The organism is Mesorhizobium sp. 113-3-9, assembly GCF_016756515.1.
GTDB lineage: Bacteria > Pseudomonadota > Alphaproteobacteria > Rhizobiales > Rhizobiaceae > Mesorhizobium.
The window spans coordinates 3,261,626-3,279,244 of sequence record NZ_AP023246.1 but is presented as its reverse complement, the minus strand read 5'-3'; the positions used below and the strand labels follow the sequence as shown (position 1 = coordinate 3,279,244).

At 65.6% G+C, this 17,619-nt stretch carries 23 protein-coding genes; 11 read left to right on the top strand and 12 right to left on the bottom strand.

Annotated elements, in window-relative coordinates; translation table 11 throughout:
• The first annotated feature begins 86 nt into the window (after positions 1–86).
• Both MesoLj_RS15935 and MesoLj_RS15930 read left to right on the top strand, forming a co-directional pair.
• Positions 87–509 carry a DoxX family protein gene (locus tag MesoLj_RS15935; RefSeq protein ID WP_202326644.1) on the top strand — a complete coding sequence of 141 codons (423 nt, stop codon included), beginning with the start codon at positions 87–89 and terminating at the stop codon, positions 507–509.
• Positions 510–553: 44 nt separating this feature from the next.
• Positions 554–1,426 (top strand): NmrA family NAD(P)-binding protein, encoded by an 873-nt coding sequence (locus MesoLj_RS15930; RefSeq protein WP_202326643.1) that lies wholly within the window; start codon positions 554–556, stop codon positions 1,424–1,426.
• A gap of 94 nt (positions 1,427–1,520) precedes the next feature.
• Here MesoLj_RS15930 and MesoLj_RS15925 read toward each other — a convergent pair whose 3' ends face one another.
• Entirely contained in the window at positions 1,521–2,594 is a 1,074-nt protein-coding gene (locus MesoLj_RS15925) for an alpha/beta fold hydrolase (RefSeq protein WP_202326642.1), read from the bottom strand.
• Positions 2,595–3,106: 512 nt separating this feature from the next.
• Here MesoLj_RS15925 and MesoLj_RS15920 point away from each other — a divergent pair.
• Positions 3,107–3,409 carry a hypothetical protein gene (locus tag MesoLj_RS15920; RefSeq protein ID WP_202326641.1) on the top strand — a complete coding sequence of 101 codons (303 nt, stop codon included), beginning with the start codon at positions 3,107–3,109 and terminating at the stop codon, positions 3,407–3,409.
• Between the two features lie 130 nt (positions 3,410–3,539).
• On the opposite strand, the gene MesoLj_RS15915 is transcribed toward MesoLj_RS15920, so the two are convergent.
• Positions 3,540–3,632: a putative RiPP precursor gene (locus MesoLj_RS15915; protein WP_202326640.1), complete on the bottom strand. Its 93-nt coding sequence runs from the start codon at positions 3,630–3,632 to the stop codon at positions 3,540–3,542.
• Between the two features lie 513 nt (positions 3,633–4,145).
• Between MesoLj_RS15915 and MesoLj_RS15910 the strand changes: the two genes are divergently transcribed.
• On the top strand, positions 4,146–6,122 hold the full coding sequence (locus tag MesoLj_RS15910) for an acyltransferase family protein (protein ID WP_202326639.1): 1,977 nt from the start codon (positions 4,146–4,148) through the stop codon (positions 6,120–6,122).
• Between the two features lie 50 nt (positions 6,123–6,172).
• On the opposite strand, the gene MesoLj_RS15905 is transcribed toward MesoLj_RS15910, so the two are convergent.
• Together MesoLj_RS15905 and MesoLj_RS15900 are read right to left on the bottom strand one after the other, a co-directional pair.
• The gene (locus MesoLj_RS15905; protein ID WP_446720314.1) at positions 6,173–6,301 is read right to left on the bottom strand and encodes an SDR family oxidoreductase; all 129 of its coding nucleotides are present in this window, start codon (positions 6,299–6,301) and stop codon (positions 6,173–6,175) included.
• Positions 6,302–6,428: 127 nt separating this feature from the next.
• Positions 6,429–7,328 carry a LysR family transcriptional regulator gene (locus MesoLj_RS15900; RefSeq protein ID WP_202326637.1) on the bottom strand — a complete coding sequence of 300 codons (900 nt, stop codon included), beginning with the start codon at positions 7,326–7,328 and terminating at the stop codon, positions 6,429–6,431.
• A gap of 97 nt (positions 7,329–7,425) precedes the next feature.
• Here MesoLj_RS15900 and MesoLj_RS15895 point away from each other — a divergent pair, with 97 nt between their 5' ends.
• Positions 7,426–8,187 carry an alpha/beta fold hydrolase gene (locus MesoLj_RS15895; RefSeq protein ID WP_202326636.1) on the top strand — a complete coding sequence of 254 codons (762 nt, stop codon included), beginning with the start codon at positions 7,426–7,428 and terminating at the stop codon, positions 8,185–8,187.
• A 107-nt stretch (positions 8,188–8,294) separates the two neighbouring features.
• On the top strand, positions 8,295–8,606 hold the full coding sequence (locus MesoLj_RS15890; protein WP_140774087.1) for a hypothetical protein: 312 nt from the start codon (positions 8,295–8,297) through the stop codon (positions 8,604–8,606).
• Between the two features lie 59 nt (positions 8,607–8,665).
• On the opposite strand, the gene MesoLj_RS15885 is transcribed toward MesoLj_RS15890, so the two are convergent.
• The 3 genes from MesoLj_RS15885 to MesoLj_RS15875 form a co-directional block, all read right to left on the bottom strand.
• The gene (locus MesoLj_RS15885) at positions 8,666–9,268 is read right to left on the bottom strand and encodes a DUF6456 domain-containing protein (protein WP_202326635.1); all 603 of its coding nucleotides are present in this window, start codon (positions 9,266–9,268) and stop codon (positions 8,666–8,668) included.
• Positions 9,269–9,503: 235 nt separating this feature from the next.
• The gene (locus tag MesoLj_RS15880) at positions 9,504–9,809 is read right to left on the bottom strand and encodes a hypothetical protein (RefSeq protein WP_202326634.1); all 306 of its coding nucleotides are present in this window, start codon (positions 9,807–9,809) and stop codon (positions 9,504–9,506) included.
• The gene (locus tag MesoLj_RS15875) at positions 9,730–10,404 is read right to left on the bottom strand and encodes a YdaU family protein (protein ID WP_446720313.1); all 675 of its coding nucleotides are present in this window, start codon (positions 10,402–10,404) and stop codon (positions 9,730–9,732) included. The genes MesoLj_RS15880 and MesoLj_RS15875 overlap by 80 nt, the downstream gene beginning before the upstream one ends.
• Positions 10,405–10,508: 104 nt before the next feature.
• Here MesoLj_RS15875 and MesoLj_RS15870 point away from each other — a divergent pair, with 104 nt between their 5' ends.
• Positions 10,509–10,790: a DUF982 domain-containing protein gene (locus tag MesoLj_RS15870; RefSeq protein WP_140774091.1), complete on the top strand. Its 282-nt coding sequence runs from the start codon at positions 10,509–10,511 to the stop codon at positions 10,788–10,790.
• Positions 10,791–10,889: 99 nt separating this feature from the next.
• The gene (locus MesoLj_RS15865) at positions 10,890–11,198 is read left to right on the top strand and encodes a DUF982 domain-containing protein (protein ID WP_056572073.1); all 309 of its coding nucleotides are present in this window, start codon (positions 10,890–10,892) and stop codon (positions 11,196–11,198) included.
• A 2-nt stretch (positions 11,199–11,200) separates the two neighbouring features.
• On the opposite strand, the gene MesoLj_RS15860 is transcribed toward MesoLj_RS15865, so the two are convergent.
• Entirely contained in the window at positions 11,201–11,857 is a 657-nt protein-coding gene (locus tag MesoLj_RS15860; RefSeq protein ID WP_202326633.1) for a GcrA cell cycle regulator, read from the bottom strand.
• 131 nt (positions 11,858–11,988) lie between these two features.
• Positions 11,989–12,372 carry a hypothetical protein gene (locus MesoLj_RS15855; RefSeq protein WP_202326632.1) on the bottom strand — a complete coding sequence of 128 codons (384 nt, stop codon included), beginning with the start codon at positions 12,370–12,372 and terminating at the stop codon, positions 11,989–11,991.
• Between the two features lie 74 nt (positions 12,373–12,446).
• Between MesoLj_RS15855 and MesoLj_RS15850 the strand changes: the two genes are divergently transcribed.
• Positions 12,447–13,151, top strand: a complete 705-nt coding sequence (locus tag MesoLj_RS15850; RefSeq protein ID WP_202326631.1) for an XRE family transcriptional regulator — start codon at positions 12,447–12,449, stop codon at positions 13,149–13,151.
• Positions 13,152–13,215: 64 nt separating this feature from the next.
• On the opposite strand, the gene MesoLj_RS15845 is transcribed toward MesoLj_RS15850, so the two are convergent.
• Positions 13,216–13,515, bottom strand: coding sequence for a hypothetical protein (locus MesoLj_RS15845; protein WP_140774096.1), 300 nt, complete (start codon positions 13,513–13,515; stop codon positions 13,216–13,218).
• Between the two features lie 172 nt (positions 13,516–13,687).
• Between MesoLj_RS15845 and MesoLj_RS15840 the strand changes: the two genes are divergently transcribed.
• Entirely contained in the window at positions 13,688–14,050 is a 363-nt protein-coding gene (locus MesoLj_RS15840; RefSeq protein WP_202326630.1) for a hypothetical protein, read from the top strand.
• A 104-nt stretch (positions 14,051–14,154) separates the two neighbouring features.
• Positions 14,155–14,733: a flagellar basal body-associated protein FliL gene (locus MesoLj_RS15835; RefSeq protein WP_244735449.1), complete on the top strand. Its 579-nt coding sequence runs from the start codon at positions 14,155–14,157 to the stop codon at positions 14,731–14,733.
• A 202-nt stretch (positions 14,734–14,935) separates the two neighbouring features.
• On the opposite strand, the gene MesoLj_RS15830 is transcribed toward MesoLj_RS15835, so the two are convergent.
• Together MesoLj_RS15830 and MesoLj_RS15825 are read right to left on the bottom strand one after the other, a co-directional pair.
• Positions 14,936–15,952 carry an ABC transporter permease gene (locus MesoLj_RS15830; protein WP_056571062.1) on the bottom strand — a complete coding sequence of 339 codons (1,017 nt, stop codon included), beginning with the start codon at positions 15,950–15,952 and terminating at the stop codon, positions 14,936–14,938.
• Positions 15,949–17,547 (bottom strand): sugar ABC transporter ATP-binding protein, encoded by a 1,599-nt coding sequence (locus tag MesoLj_RS15825; protein ID WP_202326629.1) that lies wholly within the window; start codon positions 17,545–17,547, stop codon positions 15,949–15,951. The genes MesoLj_RS15830 and MesoLj_RS15825 overlap by 4 nt, the downstream gene beginning before the upstream one ends.
• Between the last annotated feature and the right edge of the window lie 72 nt (positions 17,548–17,619).

The window sequence follows — 17,619 nt, the reverse complement described above, 5'->3', positions numbered from 1 at the left end:
CAGCGCGTTCGTTTTGTCGATGTTTATCATGCCTAACAGGCACAATAAGTTTTGAACATCGAGAGGCCTCCATCGGAGAACGACAAGTGCCCGAAACCATGAACCTACATCAGGCGCCTGAAGCCATGACCTTGCATCGCAGCCTATGGGCCGGCCGGATAATGAGCGCATTTGTCGTCATTGCCCTGGCGGCGGACAGCGCTGTTCAGCTTTTCGCGCCGGCACGGATCGAGAGCATGTTGCAGGAAACCGGGTTCGCGATGGATGTGACCCATGTCTTGGGCCCGATCATCCTCGCCTGCGTCATCCTTTACGCCATCCCGGCCACCGCCGTCCTCGGCGCGATCCTTGTGACGGGCTTTCTGGGAGGCGCCATCTGCGCCCATGTCCGCATCGGTGAGTTGGGGTCGCCGCCGGAACTCTTTTCATTGCTCCTGGGCGCGATGACATGGGGCGGCCTCTACCTGCGCGATCCCCGTATCCGGGCCCTTCTGCCAGTCATCCATTGAACCAACAGGGCGGTGCTCTGTCCCTCAAGATCAGGAGAAAACGCATGTTTTTAGTAACGGGAATCACGGGAAAAGTGGGCGGCGCAACGGCAGAACATCTGTTGGCGCACGGCAAGGAGGTACGCGCGCTCGTCCGCAATCGCGAAAAGGCGGCTAGCTGGGCGAACCAGGGCGTGGAACTGGTGGATGGCGACTGGAATGTTTCAGCAACCATCGAGCAAGCGCTCAAAGGCGTCGAAGGCGCGTTCGTCATGTTGCCCCCTGTCTGGGCACCGTCGCCCGATTACAAAGAAGCAAAGGGCGTGATAGCGAACTATGTCGAGGCGCTCGCTAAGGCAGCGCCGCCGCGCGTGGTTGCGCTTTCGTCGATGGGTGCGAACAGAGCCAGCGGGCACGGGGTGATCACGGCCCTGTGGCTTCTGGAGCAAGCTTTTCGAGACCTGAATTCGCCAATCGCATTTGTACGCGCAGGTGGATTCTTCGAAAACTTCCTTTACGGCCTGCAGGTCGCGCAGGGCGGAACGCTACCGGTCTACAACAGTCCGACCAACCGGAAATCGACCATGGTGGCGACGAACGACATCGGCGCGGAGGTCGCAACCCTTTTGACCGGGCCAGCGTGGTCAGGGCAGCGCATCGTCGAGATTGGTTCGATGGTCACCGCGGATGAAGTCGCGGAGCAATTGGGTGAAGTCCTGAATCTCGACGTGAAAGCCTTTGCAATCCCGCGTGCAGGGTGGGCGGAAGCGTTCGAGCAATTCGGCATCCCGAAGGGCCGCACCGGACCTGCCGAAGAAATGTCTGAGGCCGTGAACGCGGGATGGATGGACCTCGGAGTCGCGGGCACGGAGCACGTAGCGGGTACGACGTCCGCACGCGATGTATTCGCGGCGGCCCAGAAGGCCGTGACGGCGTGAACCGCGACGATCTCGCCGAGGAAGATGTAGACCGAGACGCGGGCATTCCACCGCGACGCTAAACGGAGGCCGCGCTACCGCTGGCGATTGGCTCCTATCCCGTCCGGCCCATGCCCGACAGGGCCATGACGATCGCCTGCGAGCGGCTGTGCACGCCAAGCTTGCTGAAGATCGCTGACAACTGGTTGCGTACGGTCTTGACGCTCTTGCCGAGGCGTCCGGCGATCGCACGGTTGTCGAGCCCCTCCGCGACCAGTTCCAGCAGTGCCGCCTCGGCGGCTGTCAGGCCGGCCTCGCGGATGATTTGCGGCTGGGCGGGCCGCTCGCGCCCGAGGAAGGCGGCCAGTTCGTCCTGGAACACGGTCCAGGCCGGTTCGTTCGGCAACAGCACGTGATTCTTGCTTTCAAGCGGCACGAAGCGCGCGCCGGGAATGACAGCGGCAAGCTTGCAGCCTTCGTCGAACGGCACCCGCATGTCGCCCCGGCTATGCGCGATCAGCGTCGGGACGCGCAGCCGCGCCGCGAGGTCCAGCACGTCGATCCCCTGCATGTGCGAGAGCAATTGCGCGGCGACGTCGGCGGTTGCCGTCATACGTTCGAGGTCGCCCCACCAGCGATGCTGATCGGGCGTCCCGTCGGGGATGAACAAATTGGTGAAGAAGCGGCAGAACGCCGGGTTTTCGCGTCCCCAGCCGATGCGGACAAAATTGACCAGCGTTTCTGCTTCGAGCCGTTCGGCCTCGGTCTTCGCCCGGACCCGCCCGCCCTGGCCGTAGGCGTTCAAAAGCACAAGATGCGACACCCGTTCGGGATGCCTCAGCGCATAGGCAATGCTGAGCGCGCCGCCCTGCGACAGGCCGAGCAGGACGAATTTCGGCTCCTCTATGGCAGCCGTCACCGCATCGAGGTCGGCGTGCCAGGCTTCGATCGAGAGATCAGCGACATGGCGGTCCGACAGGCCGCAGCCGCGCGGATCGTAGCGCACGAACCGGTTGCGGGCTGAAAGCGCCTGCAGCCATGGCCGCCAGATGGGGCTTTCCAGATCATAGTCGACATGGCTCATCCAGTGCGCCGCCCGCACGATCACCTCGCCCTTCCCGCATGAGGCGACAGCGATGCGCGTGCCGTCGGCGGAGGTGCAGAACCCTATGCTCTGGCCGAGTTTCATCGCCAAAGAATATCGCAGCGCGGCGCCGCGCGACAGGCCGGCCTCAGGAGAGGGTTGCGAGCCCGCTGATGCCGGCCACCCGCGGCAACAGCCACGCCCAGATCGTGAAACTTTTCGCAAGCCGTTTCTCGTTGCTCCAGGGATCGCCTCCCCGGGCGATCGCAGACCTCCGATCAATGCCCCGCCGGCCCTGCCGGTGGGGCCTTTTTCGGCCGGTACGGAACAATAACGGGGCCGGGAAATTCTGAAATTGGCCGGATGCTGCGTCCGGTCCTCCAGCGCCGTCCGCGTTTCGCGTCGGCAGCGGGATCAACGCGCGGTCGCCATGCAAAAAAGAGAGTTTTTGCGCGGGCATACGGCAGAATTACCAGAAAAGTTTCAAGATTTTTTGGATATATTTTTGGAAAATCAAGCGCGTTTCACGTCGGAAACCGGAACTTTTACCCGAATTCTTCCGTTATGACCTTGATCGTTGCTTCGACGGTCACAAAGCAACAGGGAAGGATCCTATCATGAATATCAAGATGATCTGTCTTGGCGCCATGGCGCTTTCAATGGCCGCCGGCTCTGCCCTCGCGGGCGGCGGCAGCGGTACGTCAGCTCTCGACGACCCGGCGAAGATGCAGCCTTTCTACACGGATTCCAGCATGAAGACGCTGCGCGGCAATGACGATTTCGTCAAAGCCTGGAAGGCGCTGACGCCGGACGACCAGGCGTCGATGAAGACGGCTTGTGCGGACGAGGCCAAGAACGCCACTCCCGCCAATTCCCATCCGGAATTCTGCAGCAGCGTGAAATTGAACGGCGGCAGCTGATAGCGCCTGCCCTCCATAGAAAAACAGCCCCGTTCGCGGGGCTGTTTTGTGATGGCGGCATGCCGAATAGTCGAGGTGCCCGACAACGGTCCGCCTCGCCGCCCGCCTGCGATCGGCAGGGCCAGCCGGCTTAGACGGGCTTTCCCGATGGCACGGCCATCGCGGTGACGCGGGAAAGTTGCTCGCGCTTCACGAGCACCGGCTTTTCGTAGGTCTTCTTCATGATATCCCCTTGCCCAAGTGACGGGCCGACATCGCATCGCCGCCGCATCGCGTCAAGCACCGACCAGCATGTCAGCCCGACTGCCGCGACCGGAAACGCCGCCCTGTTGCATTGTCACCACGGTGCATCTGGAATGCATACCGGCTGGAATGCCCGGCCGCGCCCGTTCAGAACGGACCCGACCCCACGATCGCAACGATGCTGGCCAGCTTCTCGCGTTTCACGAGGACCGGTCGTTCGTACGTCTTCTTCATGGAATGCCCCAATGCCCGGGATTTCGCCTCGCGCAGGTCGCTGTGGAAACCCTGCCTTCCCAAGCAATGGCCAGACACTGTTCCGGGATCGCCGACCGTGCGGCCGTCGCACGCCTTGAGTCTCTGCGCCCGTCTCCTTGTTCTGGCCATGTTGCACTGCGAAAAACTTGCTGCATTGCGATAGCGGCCTGTCCGGCCGCGATTGGCGAGCATTGGGCTTGGGCAGGGTTGTTGGGCTTGGGGGCACGAAGGAGGCCTCGTGGCGGCATCGTTCCGGTCGGACATACAGGGGTTGCGCGCGCTGGCGGTCGGCGGCGTCGTTGCCTATCATTTCGGCCTCTCTGGCCTGCCCGGCGGCTTTGCCGGCGTCGACATCTTCTTCGTCATTTCCGGCTGGCTGATCACCACGCATCTGATGGGCGAGATCACCAGGACCGGCCGGCTCGACCTCTGGCGCTTTTATGCCCGGCGCGCCCGGCGGCTTCTGCCGGCGGCCCTGTTCGTCATCCTGGCGACGCTTGGCGCGGGCTATTTCATCCTCTCGCCGCAGGAGCAGGCGCTCTATTCGCACGGCGCCATGTACGCCTCGGCCTACACCATCAATTTGTGGCTGCTGCGCTGGTCGTTCGACTATTTCGCCGCCGATGCCCTGGGCAATCCCTTCATCCATTTCTGGTCGCTGTCGGTGGAGGAGCAGTTCTATCTCGTCTGGCCGGCGCTGCTGCTCTTCGCCGCCTGGCTGCACCGGGGCAAGCGCATGGCGGTGGTGGTGATCGGCGTCGCCGGCCTCGCCTCCTTCGCCGCCTGCCTGTGGCTCACCAGCCTCTCGCCGGCCTGGGCCTTCTACTTCTCGCCGCTGCGCGCCTGGGAGTTCGCCGCCGGCGGCCTGGCGACACTGGCGCCGGCGGCCTTGTGGCAGCGCCGGCCGTGGCTGCGCGCGGCGCAGGGATGGATCGGCCTGGCGCTGATCGCGGCGGCCTATCTCACCTTGAGCGAAGACCTGCCCTTCCCCGGCTGGTACGCGGTTCTCCCGGTTGCAGGCACGGTGCTGGTGCTGCTGAGTGGCGCGGGCGAAGAACGCGAGGCGGCGGCAGCCAGCCCGACCGGCTGGCAGGTTCTTGCGCCCGCTTCCATGCTTTCGCTGCCGCCCCTGCAATGGATCGGCACCCTCTCCTATTCGCTCTATCTCTGGCATTGGCCTGTCATCGTCTATGCCGGCATGCTGGTGCCGGACCTCACCGTCTTCCAGCGCCTCGGTTGCGCCGCGCTGGCGCTGGTGCTGGCATTCCTGACCTACCACCTGATCGAGAACCCGGCGCGCCTTGGTGGCGGGCTGATGGCCGGCGCTCGGGCGCTCGCCCCCGCCCTGGCGCTCACCGGCGTGGGTGTGGCCGTCGCCTATGCCAACGCGCACCTGGCCACGCGCAACATCGACCCGGCCCAGCGCGGCATCGAAGAGGCCGCCGAACAGCCCTCCATCGCGCGCGCCGCCGACAAGAACTGCCTGCTGGACTTCCACACGGTGAAGCCCAAACCCTGCACGTTCGGGCCGGCCGACGCCGCCCACACCATCGTGCTGTTCGGCGACTCGCACGCCGACCACTGGTCGACGCCGCTGGTCGAAGCGGCGAGCCGCAACGACACCAAGGTGGTCACCTATCTCAAATCCTCGTGCCGCGCCTCGCGGCTCTCGACCTTCAACACGGTGCTGAAGCGCGACTACACCGAATGCGACGCCTGGCGCGAACAGGCGATAGCGGAAATCATCCGCCGCAAGCCGCGCCTGGTGGTGATCTCGGAATTCTCGATCGGCAATCTGACGCGCGACATGACCGCCGCCGGCCGCAAGCAAGAAACCGCGCGCTGGCAGGCCGGCCTGCGCTCCACCTTGCAGGCCTTCAGCCAGGCCGGCGTCGAAACCGCGGTCATCCGCGACACGCCGATCGGCGACAGCTTCGCCGATTCCTGCGTGGCCCGCGCGCTGTGGTGGCGCGAGGCCCCCTCGCGCTGCGACACGCCGAGGGCGCAGGCCGCCAATGACGGCACCGCGGCGCAAGAGCGCGCCGTGGTGAAAAGCGTGCCCGACACGCTCTATGTCGACCTTACCGACCGCTTCTGCGGCCCGACCGAATGCCACGTCTTCATCGGCGGCAAACTGGCGTTTCGGGACAGGCACCATCTGGCGACAGCGTTTGCGGAGACGCTGGAGGGACCGCTGGAGAAGGCGCTGTTTTAGGGGAGCTTAGCTTCCTTTTCTCACCTGTGGGAGAAAGGAGAGACACACCTCTACCACCATCCGCCAGACGCCGTGATCCGCTCTCCGCTCACCCACGCCGCCTCGTCGGACGCCAGGAACACCGCCACCTTGGCGATATCTTCCGGCTGGCCGAAGCGGCCGAGCGGGGTGACCGCCACCAGCGCCTTGTCCCGGCGTGATCGAATCCACCGCCGCGTTGGTGGCAGCATAGACCAGTGAATTGGGCTGCGGGTTGAAGCTGGCGCCCTGGCAACGCGGCCCCCACGTCACCGGTCTCGGCGCACCCTACGCATGCCGCCTGTAGCGCAAATGCTCGACGAGGGCCGCAAGCGCGGCCGATTTCTGGTGCCTGCTCGGATAGTAGAGATGGTAGCCCGACCAGACGGGGCAGAACGTTTCCAGACACGTTTCCAAACGTCCTGAGGCGAGATGCCCGGCAACGTGCGGCTCGAAGATGTAGGCCAGCCCCAGGCCAGCCAAGGCGGCTTCGATCATCACGGGCGCATCATTGACGATGACGGCGCCCTCGACCGGCACGTCGACCGTGCGCGCGCCGTCCCTGAACATCCAGCGGTAGACGTCGCCATGGCTTGCCGTGCGAAAGTTGATGCAGTCATGCGCCGCAAGATCCTCGAGCCGGACGGGCCGGCCTCTCCTGAGGTAGTACGCCGGCGCCGCGACAATGGCCGCGCTGACATCCGGCCCCACCGGAACAGCCACCATGTCCTTCTCCAGATGCGCTCCGAAGCGTATGCCGGCATCGAACCCTCCCTGGACGATATCGACGAACCGATCGCTGACGTGGATGTCGACCCGAACCCCCGGATGGCTGGCCAGGAATTCACTCAGCGCCGGCACCAGAATGGCGCGCGCCGGATATTCCATCACGGTCAGCCGCAACGTGCCGGACGGCTGGTCGCGGCTGTCCTGCAACTCCAGCAGGCCGCTTTCGATCTGGCGCAGCGAAGGCGAGATCCGATCGAGCAGGCGGCGGCCCGCCTCGGTTGGCCGCACGCTGCGGGTGGATCGCGCCAGCAGCGGCACGCCGAGCCGCGCCTCCAATGCACTGATGGTCTGGCTCAGGCCGGACTGCGCACGCCCCATGACGGAAGCGGCCCGTGTGAAGCTGCCCGCCTCCACAATGGCCTGGAACACGAGCAGGTCGGCAATATCGCGACGATCCATTTATCAGCCAGTGTGATAGACCCATTCATATAAATCACTCTAATGGCGAAATGCAATTCGCCTTAGGTCTCTGGCTCCAACCAACCGGAGCTCCAAAATGGACAGGATCAGCACCCTTCTCGCCTCGCTCACGATTGTCGCCGCCGCCGCGGCGCTGCCCGCGCCCGCCGCGGCGAAAGCCGGCAATATCGTGCTCGTGCACGGAATGAACATGGATGGCGGCGCCTGGCGCGGCGTCTACGACCGCCTGACAGCCGACAAGTACCGTGTCACCGTGGTGCAGCTGCCGATGACCTCCATTCAGGACGATATCGCCGCCACCCGCCGCGCGGTCGACGCGCAGGATGGTCCCGTCGTGCTGGTCGGTCACTCCTATGGCGGCATGGTGATCAGCCAGGCCGGCACCGAGCCGCAGGTGCGTGCCCTCGTCTACGTGGCTGCGTTCCAGCCCGAGATCGGCGAAAGCCTGGGCTTCCTCAACGCCTCCATCCCCGGCAAGCTGCCGGCGGACGCGCTTACCGTGTTCAAGGACGGCTTCTACCTTGTCAAGCCCGACGCCTGGATCGCCGATGTGGCGAACGGCCTGCCCGAGGCCGAGGCGCGCTATACCGCCATGTTCCAGACGCCCGCGAACACGGCGATTTTCGGCTACAAGGCCGAAGCAGCGGCATGGCACAATACGCCAAGCTGGGCAGCCATTGCCACGGAAGACCGCACCATTGCGCCGGAGCTGCAGCGGCGGATGTCCAAACGCTCGGGTGCCAAGGTCGTCGAGATCCACGGCGGCCACTTGCTCCCGATATCGCATCCGTCGGAAGTCACCGCTGTCATCGAGGACGCGGCCGCCTCGGTGAAGTGAAGCCGGGCGTCTCGCGCCCCGGCGCCCGCATGGGTCGCCTTGCGAACCCATGGAACGAGGTCGCGCCTGGCGGGTTATATTAGATAAGCCTTGAAAAGGAGGTAGCCATGAAGAAGCTCCTGTTTGCCTCGCTTATCGCCATTGCGTCGGCCGCGGCGATGATCGCCCCCGCCGAGGCCCGCAGCCACGTCTTTATCGGCATCGGCGGCTACGACAATTATTACGGCAACGATTACGGCAATGACTATTACGATGGGGACTATGGCGGCCGATATGTCTATGGCCCCTACGACCCTTATGACGACGGCTACAGGTACAGGCCGCGTTATTTCCACCGGCACCACCGCTGCCACCTCGAACTGGTCAGCCATTGGCGCCACCACCACCGGATAGTCGAGGAAATCCGCGTCTGCGGATGACCTGATCCTGGTGAAGCGGATCCGGCCGGCATCGCCGGCCGGATTGTCGCGCGGCTCTCTCAGCCCGCGCGCCGCTCCATCATCATCCCGTAATGCACCGCCAGCAGGTCGAGCCCGACCTTCAGCAGCTTCGTCACCACGTCGCGGCCCTCGCCGGTCTGCTCCGCCACGCCTTTCACCGACTCCCCCGCGCAGCAGACTTTTTGCACCACGACGGCCACCTCCCAGTGGCCGAGCGCGCGGGTGGCGGCGGCATGCGCACGGCCGGCGTCGAGCACGCTGTCGGCGATCCCGCCGCCCTTGCGGCCGCCGTCGACGCGTTCGCTCCAGCGCATCGGTTTCACACCGGCCTGCTGGCTGCACTGGAAATCCTCGCGGTAGCGCTGGCCGGCCTCGCGCTGCTGGCGCGACAGCGAGGTGATGCCGATGAGCGGATCGACCGTGCGGACCCGCACGATGCCGCCGGTCGAGGTGTGACCGTCATTCGACACCTCGTAGACGCGCCGTGCTTCAGCCGTGCCGGCCGCGAGCCGCTTGCGGCCGAAGGCGTCGTCGCTCAGCGCGAAATCATGGCCGATCTCGCGGCGGATGCGCACCTGCTCGGCCTCGCCCTTGGGCAGTTTGGGGGCCTGCGGTTTGGCGGCTTTGGCTTTTTTGGGCATGGGTGGCTCCTTGGGGTTGGGGTGTGGCGTTTTTGGTTGGAGAGGTTGGCGGGACAGCGCCCCCCTCTGGCCTGCCGGCCATCTCCCCCACTAGGGGGGAGATCAGATGTGTCGCGGCCTTCGCCAATCGCCAGCGTTGCAAGGAGAGCGCCGCGGGCGACGCTGCCGATCTCCCCCCTAGTGGGGGAGATGCCCGGCAGGGCAGAGGGGGGCGCTGTCCCGCAAACCTGGCTGATCATCCCGTCACCCGCTTCGCCGGCACTTGCGCTCCCCTTCTCGCCATCAGCTCGCGCATCACCCGCCGCTCCCGCACTTCGATGCAGAGCTGGGCGCTCGACGGGCAGAACTGGGCGTTGCCGCTCCTCACCTCGCCGCGCACGAAGCGCTGGATGGCGGCCTGCAGATCGGCAAGCTCGGCGTCGCGCACCGCGCCGAGATAGCCGCGCATCTGCATCTCGACGTCAGTCAGGGCGGATTGCGGGAAGCATGAGAACATCGCGGCCAGCGCCTTCGTCGCCTGCTGCAGTTCGGCTGCGGTCATGGCTGCGGATCTCCTCGATGATGGCGTTGGCGGCGTCGGTGTGGGTTTTCGGTCGGTGCCAGCCTGGTTTCTTCCCCGGGAAAACGGGAGCTGTCTTGCCCGCGCGGGATAAAGGCTCCGCCTTCTCCCGTGAGAACACCGCCGCGTCCTGTTCTCCACGAGCCGAAAAAGCTTCCGCATTTTCAGGGGAAAAAGCGGAAGCTTTTTCATTCTGGTTTCTGGAGTCTGGAGAATGCCGCGGCAACGCGCCGGCATTTGGTCCCGCATGCGCCTTTGTTTTCAAGGCGGTAGCGGCCCCGCCGCGTGCGCCGGCGGCGGCCCTCGCCTCGCTTTTCACCAGTGCCTTGTGCAGTTCCTTCGTCAGCCTCTTGTGGCCGATCTCGCCCGCCTCGCGCTCGAAGAAGGTCAGCAGATCGAGGCTGATGGCACGCCATCTCCTGAGCGACAGGCGCGCCACGCGCGCGAGCTTGGCGTCGTCGTCGGGCAGCCGGCCGCCGGCGTTCCACATCGCCATCAGGATGAGCATGTAGGCGCCGATCTGCTCGGTGGAGAGCTGCAGCGTGTCGCCGACGAAATCGGAGACATAGAGCTGCATGAAGGGCCGCTCGCTCATGCCGGCCCCATATCTGCACGCATGCTGATGGAACCAGCCGCCGGCCCGCACGTTATGACGCGTCCACGCCAAGGGGAGGTTTGCCGATGACAGCTTTCATACCGGTTACGCTGCGCTTTTGCGACAACAAGACCATGCTGGTGGGGTCGGTGGCCGAAGCCGAAACGGCGTTGCAGCACCAGTGGCCAGACAAGACAGCACCCGCCTTTCTCGACGCCGCGCGGCTGGTCAGGCAGGCGATCGAGGGCAATTGCTGCCCGCGCACCGCCTTCGAAGCCTTCACCGGCGCCGCCGGGCAACAAGGCATATTGGTGGTCAAGCCGCGAAGCCGAGCGCATGACTGGCTCGACGCCGCCGCCAACCCCTGAAGCAGGCACGAAGGCGATGCAACCGCCTGACGGTCTCGCGCGTTTATAAGCGCAGGCTTGAAAGCCGCGCCCAGAGCGAAGGTGAATGCCGTGGGTACGATGAAAACCGGAGTGCCGCTTAAAGTGTCGATGGACGGACATGTCGAGGAGATCGACAGCGTCAGCGACGCCGCCGATTTCCTGCAGCGCTGGCCAATCGAGCGGCGCGGCCATGTCTACCGCAGCGCGCTCAACGCCTGCAGCGCCGCGATCGCGGCGCAGATATCCGAATCCGACGCGATAAAAGTGTTCACCGGCTTCGCCCGCGTCACCGGCATTCTGGTTGCCGACAGCGGCCCGGCCATGAGGCTGGAGGCACGCACGGTGCAGAGCCGCATGCCCAAACAGGGGCGCCAGATGCCGAAATAGGCTCACGTGCAGACCCGGCGCTGAAATCGGGCCTGGTGGTAGCTGCAATAGCTCTTCAATGCCTTCGTGCGCATGCCGCAGCACAGCATCTCGGCGCCCGGCCGTCCGCCCGGCGCATCGTTTTGCGGATCCTCCTCCAATGTCAGGTCGAGCGGCGCCCGGCAGCGGGAAAACAGGCAGTCGATGAAGCGCATCGCCACCCCATGCGGCTGGCGGCCGACGGGTCCGCGCTGGGGCGCAGGCACCTTGAAACGGTAAGCTTCGCCATCGGCGATCAGCACGCCCACCTCGCGCACGAACAAGCGCGGCGGCAGCCAGGCCGGCGACGATTCGTGCCTCGCCCGGACCTTGTTCTTGCGCGCGACGGCGGCCTTGGCGGCGTACGCCCTTCCCCCGGCGGCCGCCTTGCCATCGGCCTTGCCCTTCGCCGGCTTTGCAATCACCGGCTTGCGCATTGCCCGTTCGGCACCCGGCGACCGGCCATTGGCAAAGCCGATCGCGCCCAGCATGGCGTTGCGGTGCACGATGCCGATGATGGCGTTGCGCGAGACCGGACTGCCGCGCAGCGCGCTGAACGCCGTCGCGATCCGCGAGGCCGAAAGCCCATCCTTCAGCCAGCGGGCGATCTCTTGCAATTCGGCGTCGCGGTAGCTTGCCATGTCCAGGCTCCATCCAGGGCTCCGCCTTCGGCAGCACTCGGGAGTGCGCCGTCGGCCAGGCGTCAGGGTTCAGGCCCGGTTCGGGCCACTGTCAGGGGTGTTCGGTTCGGAAGCCGGCCTGCGGGCCGCAATCAGCCGGAGCGGATCGAGTGCCCGGCGCTCAGGCGCGTCAGCCGCGCCTCCGCTGTCTTTCTGTCGGGGGCGGAAACCGCCCTGCCCGTCATCGGCTCGAACAGGATGACGGTGCCGTCCTGCGTGTGGATGCAGGAGCGCGCATAGGGACCGGCGGCGTGCCGGTCGAATGGGGGGCCGGAGCCGAGGGGAGCGGCGGCTCCGGCCGTTCCGGCCGCCGGTGACGGGCGGGCCGGACCCGAGGCATCAAAGCGCTCGGGCTTCGCCCCGGCCGGGGAGGAGGACGGCCGGGACGGAAGGGAATGGCTGGCGACTTCGGTCGCCGGATGCGCCTCGCGGGAGGCCGGCGCTACCGCGCCATGAAAGCTGGACAGGTTTTGCATGGCCAGATATAAGCATAACTCAAAAATAGATGCAAGTCATTCTTTCATAGACGAGAGCCGCTTTCATCGCTCACATGGGCGCCATGGCAAAAACGGAACTGTCGATCAAGGTCGGGGCGGCGATACGCCAGGCACGCAAGCAGCGCGGCCTGGTCATGCGCCACATAGCCGAGCACAACGACACCGATGTCGCCGCCGTCGGCAATTGGGAAACCGGGCGCAACCTGCCCAAGACCGAGAACCTGTTGAAGACCGCCGCTTTCCTCCGCGTCGACCCGGTGGCGCTGGGCCAGGGGCATGTCGTCTTCCTCGACGATGCCGGCCCGGTGGCCGACGCCGAGATCGTCACCGATGCCGGCCCGATGCCCGCCGGATCAATGGATATCGAGGTGCTGGGCGCCGCTGTTGGCGGTGATGACGGCGACTTCACCTTCAACGGCGAGCCTGCCGGCTACGTGCAGCGCCCGCCGGGCGTGCGCCACCTGCCGAAGGTCTTCGCGCTGCATGTGCTCTCCGATTCCATGGTGCCGCGCTACGAGCCCGGCGACCTCATCTACTGCGGCGGCCGCGACGCCGTGCCCGGCGACCATGTGGTGATCGAGACGTTTCCGGAAGAAAACGAGCGCAACGGCAAGGCCTTCATCAAGAAGCTGGTCAAACGCACGGCGGGCGAGCTGGTGGTCGAGCAGTACAATCCGCCCAAGACAATCACCTTCAACCGCTACGCGATCAAGCATGTCTGGCGGGTTATCCCGCTGAAGGAATTGCTGGGCTATTAGGGGCTGGGCGGTTTTTCCTTCTCCCCTTGCGGGAGAAGGAAGAACCAGCGCCTGCGCCCCGCCCTCAAGCCCGCCTCGCCTCCACCAGCACCTCGCGCTCGCTCAGCATCTGCGCTTCGCTGCGCACCCGCTGGCGCTCGTCGATGAACGCGGCCTGGATCGACACCGCCGTGCCCGGCAGCCCGTCGGCGCGGCAGGCCGAGCAGACGATGCGTCCCGAAAGCTCCGCCAGCGGCGTGCTGCCCGTCACCCCGAAGCGCCGGAGTTCATCGGGTTTCCACCACCTGTTGCGGCCGCAATCGGCGCACTCGACCGATATCGAGACGACATGCGCGATAACTGGTTTCCTGCCCGGCAATGCCATTGCCTCTCCACCCCATTTGTTCCTGATTTGTTCGTATATTCCTGCCTTTTGAGCCCGGAGTCGAGTCGCAGTTTTCACACTTGGCCAAAAGTTTCTCTTCTATAGTTTTTTGAGTTATGCTTATATATCCAGATAAATGTGAGTCGCCTGCCGCACAGACCCGGGAGCAACGATGGATGCCGCCGATTTCGCCCGCGCCTGCGGTTACACCGGCGACAGCCCTGCTTTGCTCGAAGCCTTCGAGGCGATCCGCCGCAGCGGCATCGCGCAGGCTCGCCAGGACCATTTTCGGCGCAAGGCCCTCATTGACGCGCTGAAACAGTCCGAGCTGCTGTTCCTGGCCGCGATCGGCCCGGCGCTGTCGGCCGACGAGGCCATCGAGGACACCACCCGCTTCATCGCCTTCTGGCGCGCCATGCCGCGCTGGCGCCAGGAGCGGCGCCTGCCCGACCTCGCCAGGGCCAGGCAGCAGCGCCTCCTGGCGCGCTTCTTCCGCCGCTACGGCCACCGCCTGTGGGCGCTCGAAGCGGCTTGAGCCCAGGCGTCTTGACCACCCGGCTGGCTTGGCACCGCCCCGGCCCTGATTCCGTCGGATTGCTGCGCTGATTGGTGCCTCGAAATGCGCCCGAGGGACCCGCCATGACTCGCACTGTTCTCGCCGCCCTGTGGATGCTGGCGCTTGCCCTATCCGCCCATGCCGGCGGCGACAGCACATCAGGGCTTGCCGACGCCACCGTGCTGATCGTGCGCCATGGCGAAAAGCCCGACGGCGGCACCGGCCTGTCGCCCGAAGGCGAAGCCCGCGCGCAGGCCTATGTCGCCTATTTCCAGCCCTTCATGCTCGACGGCACGCCGTTCCGGCCCAATATGCTGGTGGCCAGTACCGATTCCAAAAACAGTGCGCGCGAACGGCTGACGCTGACGCCGCTCTCCGAAGCCTTGAAACTGCCCATCGACCAGCGCTTTGCCGACAAGGACGTCAAAGCCCTCGTCGCGGCGCTCGCCACCGAAACCCACGGCAAGTCGATCCTGATCGCCTGGCATCACGGCGAGCTGGGAAAACTCATCAAGGCCTTCGGCGCCGACCCCAAGGCGCTGCTGCCGAACGGCAAATGGCCCGGCGATGTCTTCAACTGGGTGGTGGTGTTGCGCTTTGATCACGCCGGGCAGCTGGTCCCGGGGTCGGCGCGGATCATCGAGGAGAAGCTGCCGGGGTGAAATGGATTTCGGCTGGTGCGAGGCGCCCCCCTCTGTCCTGCCGGACATCTCCCCCACAAGGGGGGAGATTGGCAGTTTCGTCGGCATCGCTTTTTCTTCAGCGCTGAAAATTGGCGAAGGCCGTCATGGCATCCGATCTCCCCCCTTGTGGGGGAGATGTCCGGCAGGACAGAGGGGGGCGCCTCGCGCTGACCTCTCGCCCCTACCTTCTCACCCTCGATTTCAGCCACCTGTCGAACGCCACCGCCAGGATCAGGATGAGCCCGATCACGATGCTTTGCGTGTAGGACGAGACGTTATTGAACTGCAGCCCGTTCTGCAGCACGCCGATCAACGCCGCGCCCACCACTGTGCCGCCCACCGAGCCGATGCCGCCGAACAGCGAGGTGCCGCCGATGACGACGGCGGAGATGACCGTCAGCTCATAGCCGATGCCTGCCACCGCTTCGGAAGAGTTCAGCCTGGCCGACAGCACGAAGGCGGCAAGGCCGGCGAAGAAGCCGACGATGACATAGACCGAGACCAGGATGCGGTCGACGCGCAGGCCGGACAGGCGTGCCGCCTCCGCATTGCCGCCAACGGCATAGACGGCGCGGCCATAGCGTGTGTAGCGCAGCACGATGTGGCACAGGATGGCGGCGATGGCGAAGATGATCGCCGGCACCGGCACCGGCCCGATCAGGCCCGTACCGAACCAGCGCATCGAGGCGTCGAAGCCGGAGATCGGGCCGCCATTGGAGATGGTCAGCGTCAGCCCGCGAAACACCGTCAGCCCGCCCAGCGTGACGACGAAAGGCGGTACTTTCAGCCGGGTGATGGCAAGCCCCTGCACGCCGCCGGCGGCGGCACCGACGATGACGGCGGCGAGCAGCGCGGCGAACCAGCCATAGCCCTGCGTGCCTGATGTCGACAGCGACAGCGTGTTGGCCGCCCCGCCCTTGGCGACGACGGCGGCCACCATGCCGCAAAAGGCCAGCAGCGAGCCGACCGACAGGTCGATGCCGGCGGTGAGGATGACGAAGGTCATGCCGAGCGCGATCAGCCCGGTGATCGAGATCTGGCGCGTGATGTTGAACAGATTGATCGGATCGATGAAGCTCGGCTTCAGCACGGTGAACACGATAACCAGCGCCGCCAGGAACAGCAGCGGCCCGAAACTCATCAACAGCCGCGCGATCGTCGCGCCGCCGCGCTGGCTCTGCTCTTCGGCGATGCTCATCGTGACTGCCCCTCCGCTGGCTGTTCCTGCGCGTCCTGGCTCAGCGCATCTTGGCTGTCGAGCGCCATCAGTTCCATCAGTTTTTCCTCGTTTGCCTCGACGCCAGGCATTTCGCCGGTGATGCGCCCCCGCCGCATGGTGACGATGCGGTCCGACACCGCCAGAACCTCGGGCAGTTCGGACGAGATCATCATCACCGCGATGCCGCGCGCCGCCAATTGCACCAGGATCTGGTGCACCTCCGCCTTGGCGCCGACATCGACGCCGCGCGTCGGCTCATCGACGATCAGCACTTTGGGATCGCGTGCCAGCCAGCGCGCCAGGATCACCTTCTGCTGGTTGCCGCCCGACAGGCCTTCGATCGCCTGCTCGGCGGAGGCCATGCGGATCGACAGCATTTTCCTGAAACCCGAAAGCGCATCGCGCTCGCGCCGCTCGGCCATGAAGCCGAAACCGTTGCTGAATGTGCCAAGCGAAGCGACGGAGAAATTCGGCAAAATGCCGAGGGCTGCAAAGATCGCCTGGTGCTTGCGGTCCTCCGGCACCAGGCCGATGCCGAGCGCAATGGCGTCGGCCGGCGAGGCCGGTGCGATGGATTTGCCCTCAAGCGTGATCGTGCCCGCCGCGATGCGGTCGGCCCCGAAGATGGCGCGCGCCAGCTCCGTGCGGCCGGAACCGACAAGCCCGGCGACGCCGAGGATCTCGCCCGCCTTGAGGTCGATGTCGACGCCGTCGAGCACGATGGCATGCGGCGCCTCCGGGTCGCGCACGGTGCGCAGGCCGCGCACCGACAACACGACATCGCCGGCCACCGCGCGCTGCGCGGGTCGCGCGTAAAGTTCGGAAGCCGCGCGGCCGACCATCTTCTCGATGATGCGCGGCAACTGGATCGGTCGCCCCTGGTCGCGGTCGAGATGCCCGGCCAGCCGGCCGTCGCGCAGCACCGTCATGCGGTCGCAGATGGCGGACGCCTCCTCCAGCCGGTGGGTGACGAACATGATGGCGACCTTGTCCTGGCGCAGCCGGTCCATGATCGACAAAAGCCGCTGCACCTCGGTCTCGGTCAGCGCCGAGGTCGGCTCGTCCATGATGATCAGCCGGCTTTTCAGCGACAGCGCGCGGGCAATCTCGACCAGCTGCTGTTCGGCCACCGACAGCGCCGAGACCGGCGTCATCGGATCGATGGAGAGCCCGACGCGGGCGATGATCGCGCGAGAGTCATCCTCCATCTTGCGCCAGCTCACCAGCCCGAACGGCCCGACCGGCGCACGGCCGATGAAAATGTTCTCCGCCACCGTCAGCGTCGGGATCAGGCTGAGCTCCTGGTAGATGGTGACGATGCCGAGCCGCTTGGCATCCTGCGGGCTGGATGGCGCGTAGTCGACGCCATCGAAAGTGATGCGGCCGCTGGAAGGCGGCATGACGCCGGACAGGATTTTCAGCAGCGTCGATTTGCCGGCACCGTTTTCGCCGAGCAGGCCGAGGATTTCGCCGGGGCGAACATCGAGGGAGACGTCGCTGAGCGCGGTGACACCGGCGAAATGCTTGGTGACCGCTTCGACGGCAAGCAGGACAGGTGCGGCATCAGCTGGCAAGGGTTGCTCCCGGATTACAGCAGGCAGCGGGACAGCGCCCCCCTCTGTCCTGCCGGACATCTCCCCCACGAG

Bases quoted from the DNA above. Each gene is read 5' to 3' on its own strand.
- MesoLj_RS15930 (WP_202326643.1), top strand. From the start codon at position 554: ATGTTTTTAGTAACGGGAATCACGGGAAAAGTGGGCGGCGCAACGGCA.
- MesoLj_RS15925 (WP_202326642.1), bottom strand. From the start codon at position 2,594: ATGAAACTCGGCCAGAGCATAGGGTTCTGCACCTCCGCCGACGGCACG.
- MesoLj_RS15920 (WP_202326641.1), top strand. From the start codon at position 3,107: ATGAATATCAAGATGATCTGTCTTGGCGCCATGGCGCTTTCAATGGCC.
- MesoLj_RS15915 (WP_202326640.1), bottom strand. From the start codon at position 3,632: ATGAAGAAGACCTACGAAAAGCCGGTGCTCGTGAAGCGCGAGCAACTT.
- MesoLj_RS15900 (WP_202326637.1), bottom strand. From the start codon at position 7,328: ATGGATCGTCGCGATATTGCCGACCTGCTCGTGTTCCAGGCCATTGTG.
- MesoLj_RS15895 (WP_202326636.1), top strand. From the start codon at position 7,426: ATGGACAGGATCAGCACCCTTCTCGCCTCGCTCACGATTGTCGCCGCC.
- MesoLj_RS15890 (WP_140774087.1), top strand. From the start codon at position 8,295: ATGAAGAAGCTCCTGTTTGCCTCGCTTATCGCCATTGCGTCGGCCGCG.
- MesoLj_RS15885 (WP_202326635.1), bottom strand. From the start codon at position 9,268: ATGCCCAAAAAAGCCAAAGCCGCCAAACCGCAGGCCCCCAAACTGCCC.
- MesoLj_RS15880 (WP_202326634.1), bottom strand. From the start codon at position 9,809: ATGACCGCAGCCGAACTGCAGCAGGCGACGAAGGCGCTGGCCGCGATG.
- MesoLj_RS15875 (WP_446720313.1), bottom strand. From the start codon at position 10,404: ATGCAGCTCTATGTCTCCGATTTCGTCGGCGACACGCTGCAGCTCTCC.
- MesoLj_RS15870 (WP_140774091.1), top strand. From the start codon at position 10,509: ATGACAGCTTTCATACCGGTTACGCTGCGCTTTTGCGACAACAAGACC.
- MesoLj_RS15865 (WP_056572073.1), top strand. From the start codon at position 10,890: ATGAAAACCGGAGTGCCGCTTAAAGTGTCGATGGACGGACATGTCGAG.
- MesoLj_RS15860 (WP_202326633.1), bottom strand. From the start codon at position 11,857: ATGGCAAGCTACCGCGACGCCGAATTGCAAGAGATCGCCCGCTGGCTG.
- MesoLj_RS15855 (WP_202326632.1), bottom strand. From the start codon at position 12,372: ATGCAAAACCTGTCCAGCTTTCATGGCGCGGTAGCGCCGGCCTCCCGC.
- MesoLj_RS15850 (WP_202326631.1), top strand. From the start codon at position 12,447: ATGGGCGCCATGGCAAAAACGGAACTGTCGATCAAGGTCGGGGCGGCG.
- MesoLj_RS15845 (WP_140774096.1), bottom strand. From the start codon at position 13,515: ATGGCATTGCCGGGCAGGAAACCAGTTATCGCGCATGTCGTCTCGATA.
- MesoLj_RS15840 (WP_202326630.1), top strand. From the start codon at position 13,688: ATGGATGCCGCCGATTTCGCCCGCGCCTGCGGTTACACCGGCGACAGC.
- MesoLj_RS15835 (WP_244735449.1), top strand. From the start codon at position 14,155: ATGACTCGCACTGTTCTCGCCGCCCTGTGGATGCTGGCGCTTGCCCTA.
- MesoLj_RS15830 (WP_056571062.1), bottom strand. From the start codon at position 15,952: ATGAGCATCGCCGAAGAGCAGAGCCAGCGCGGCGGCGCGACGATCGCG.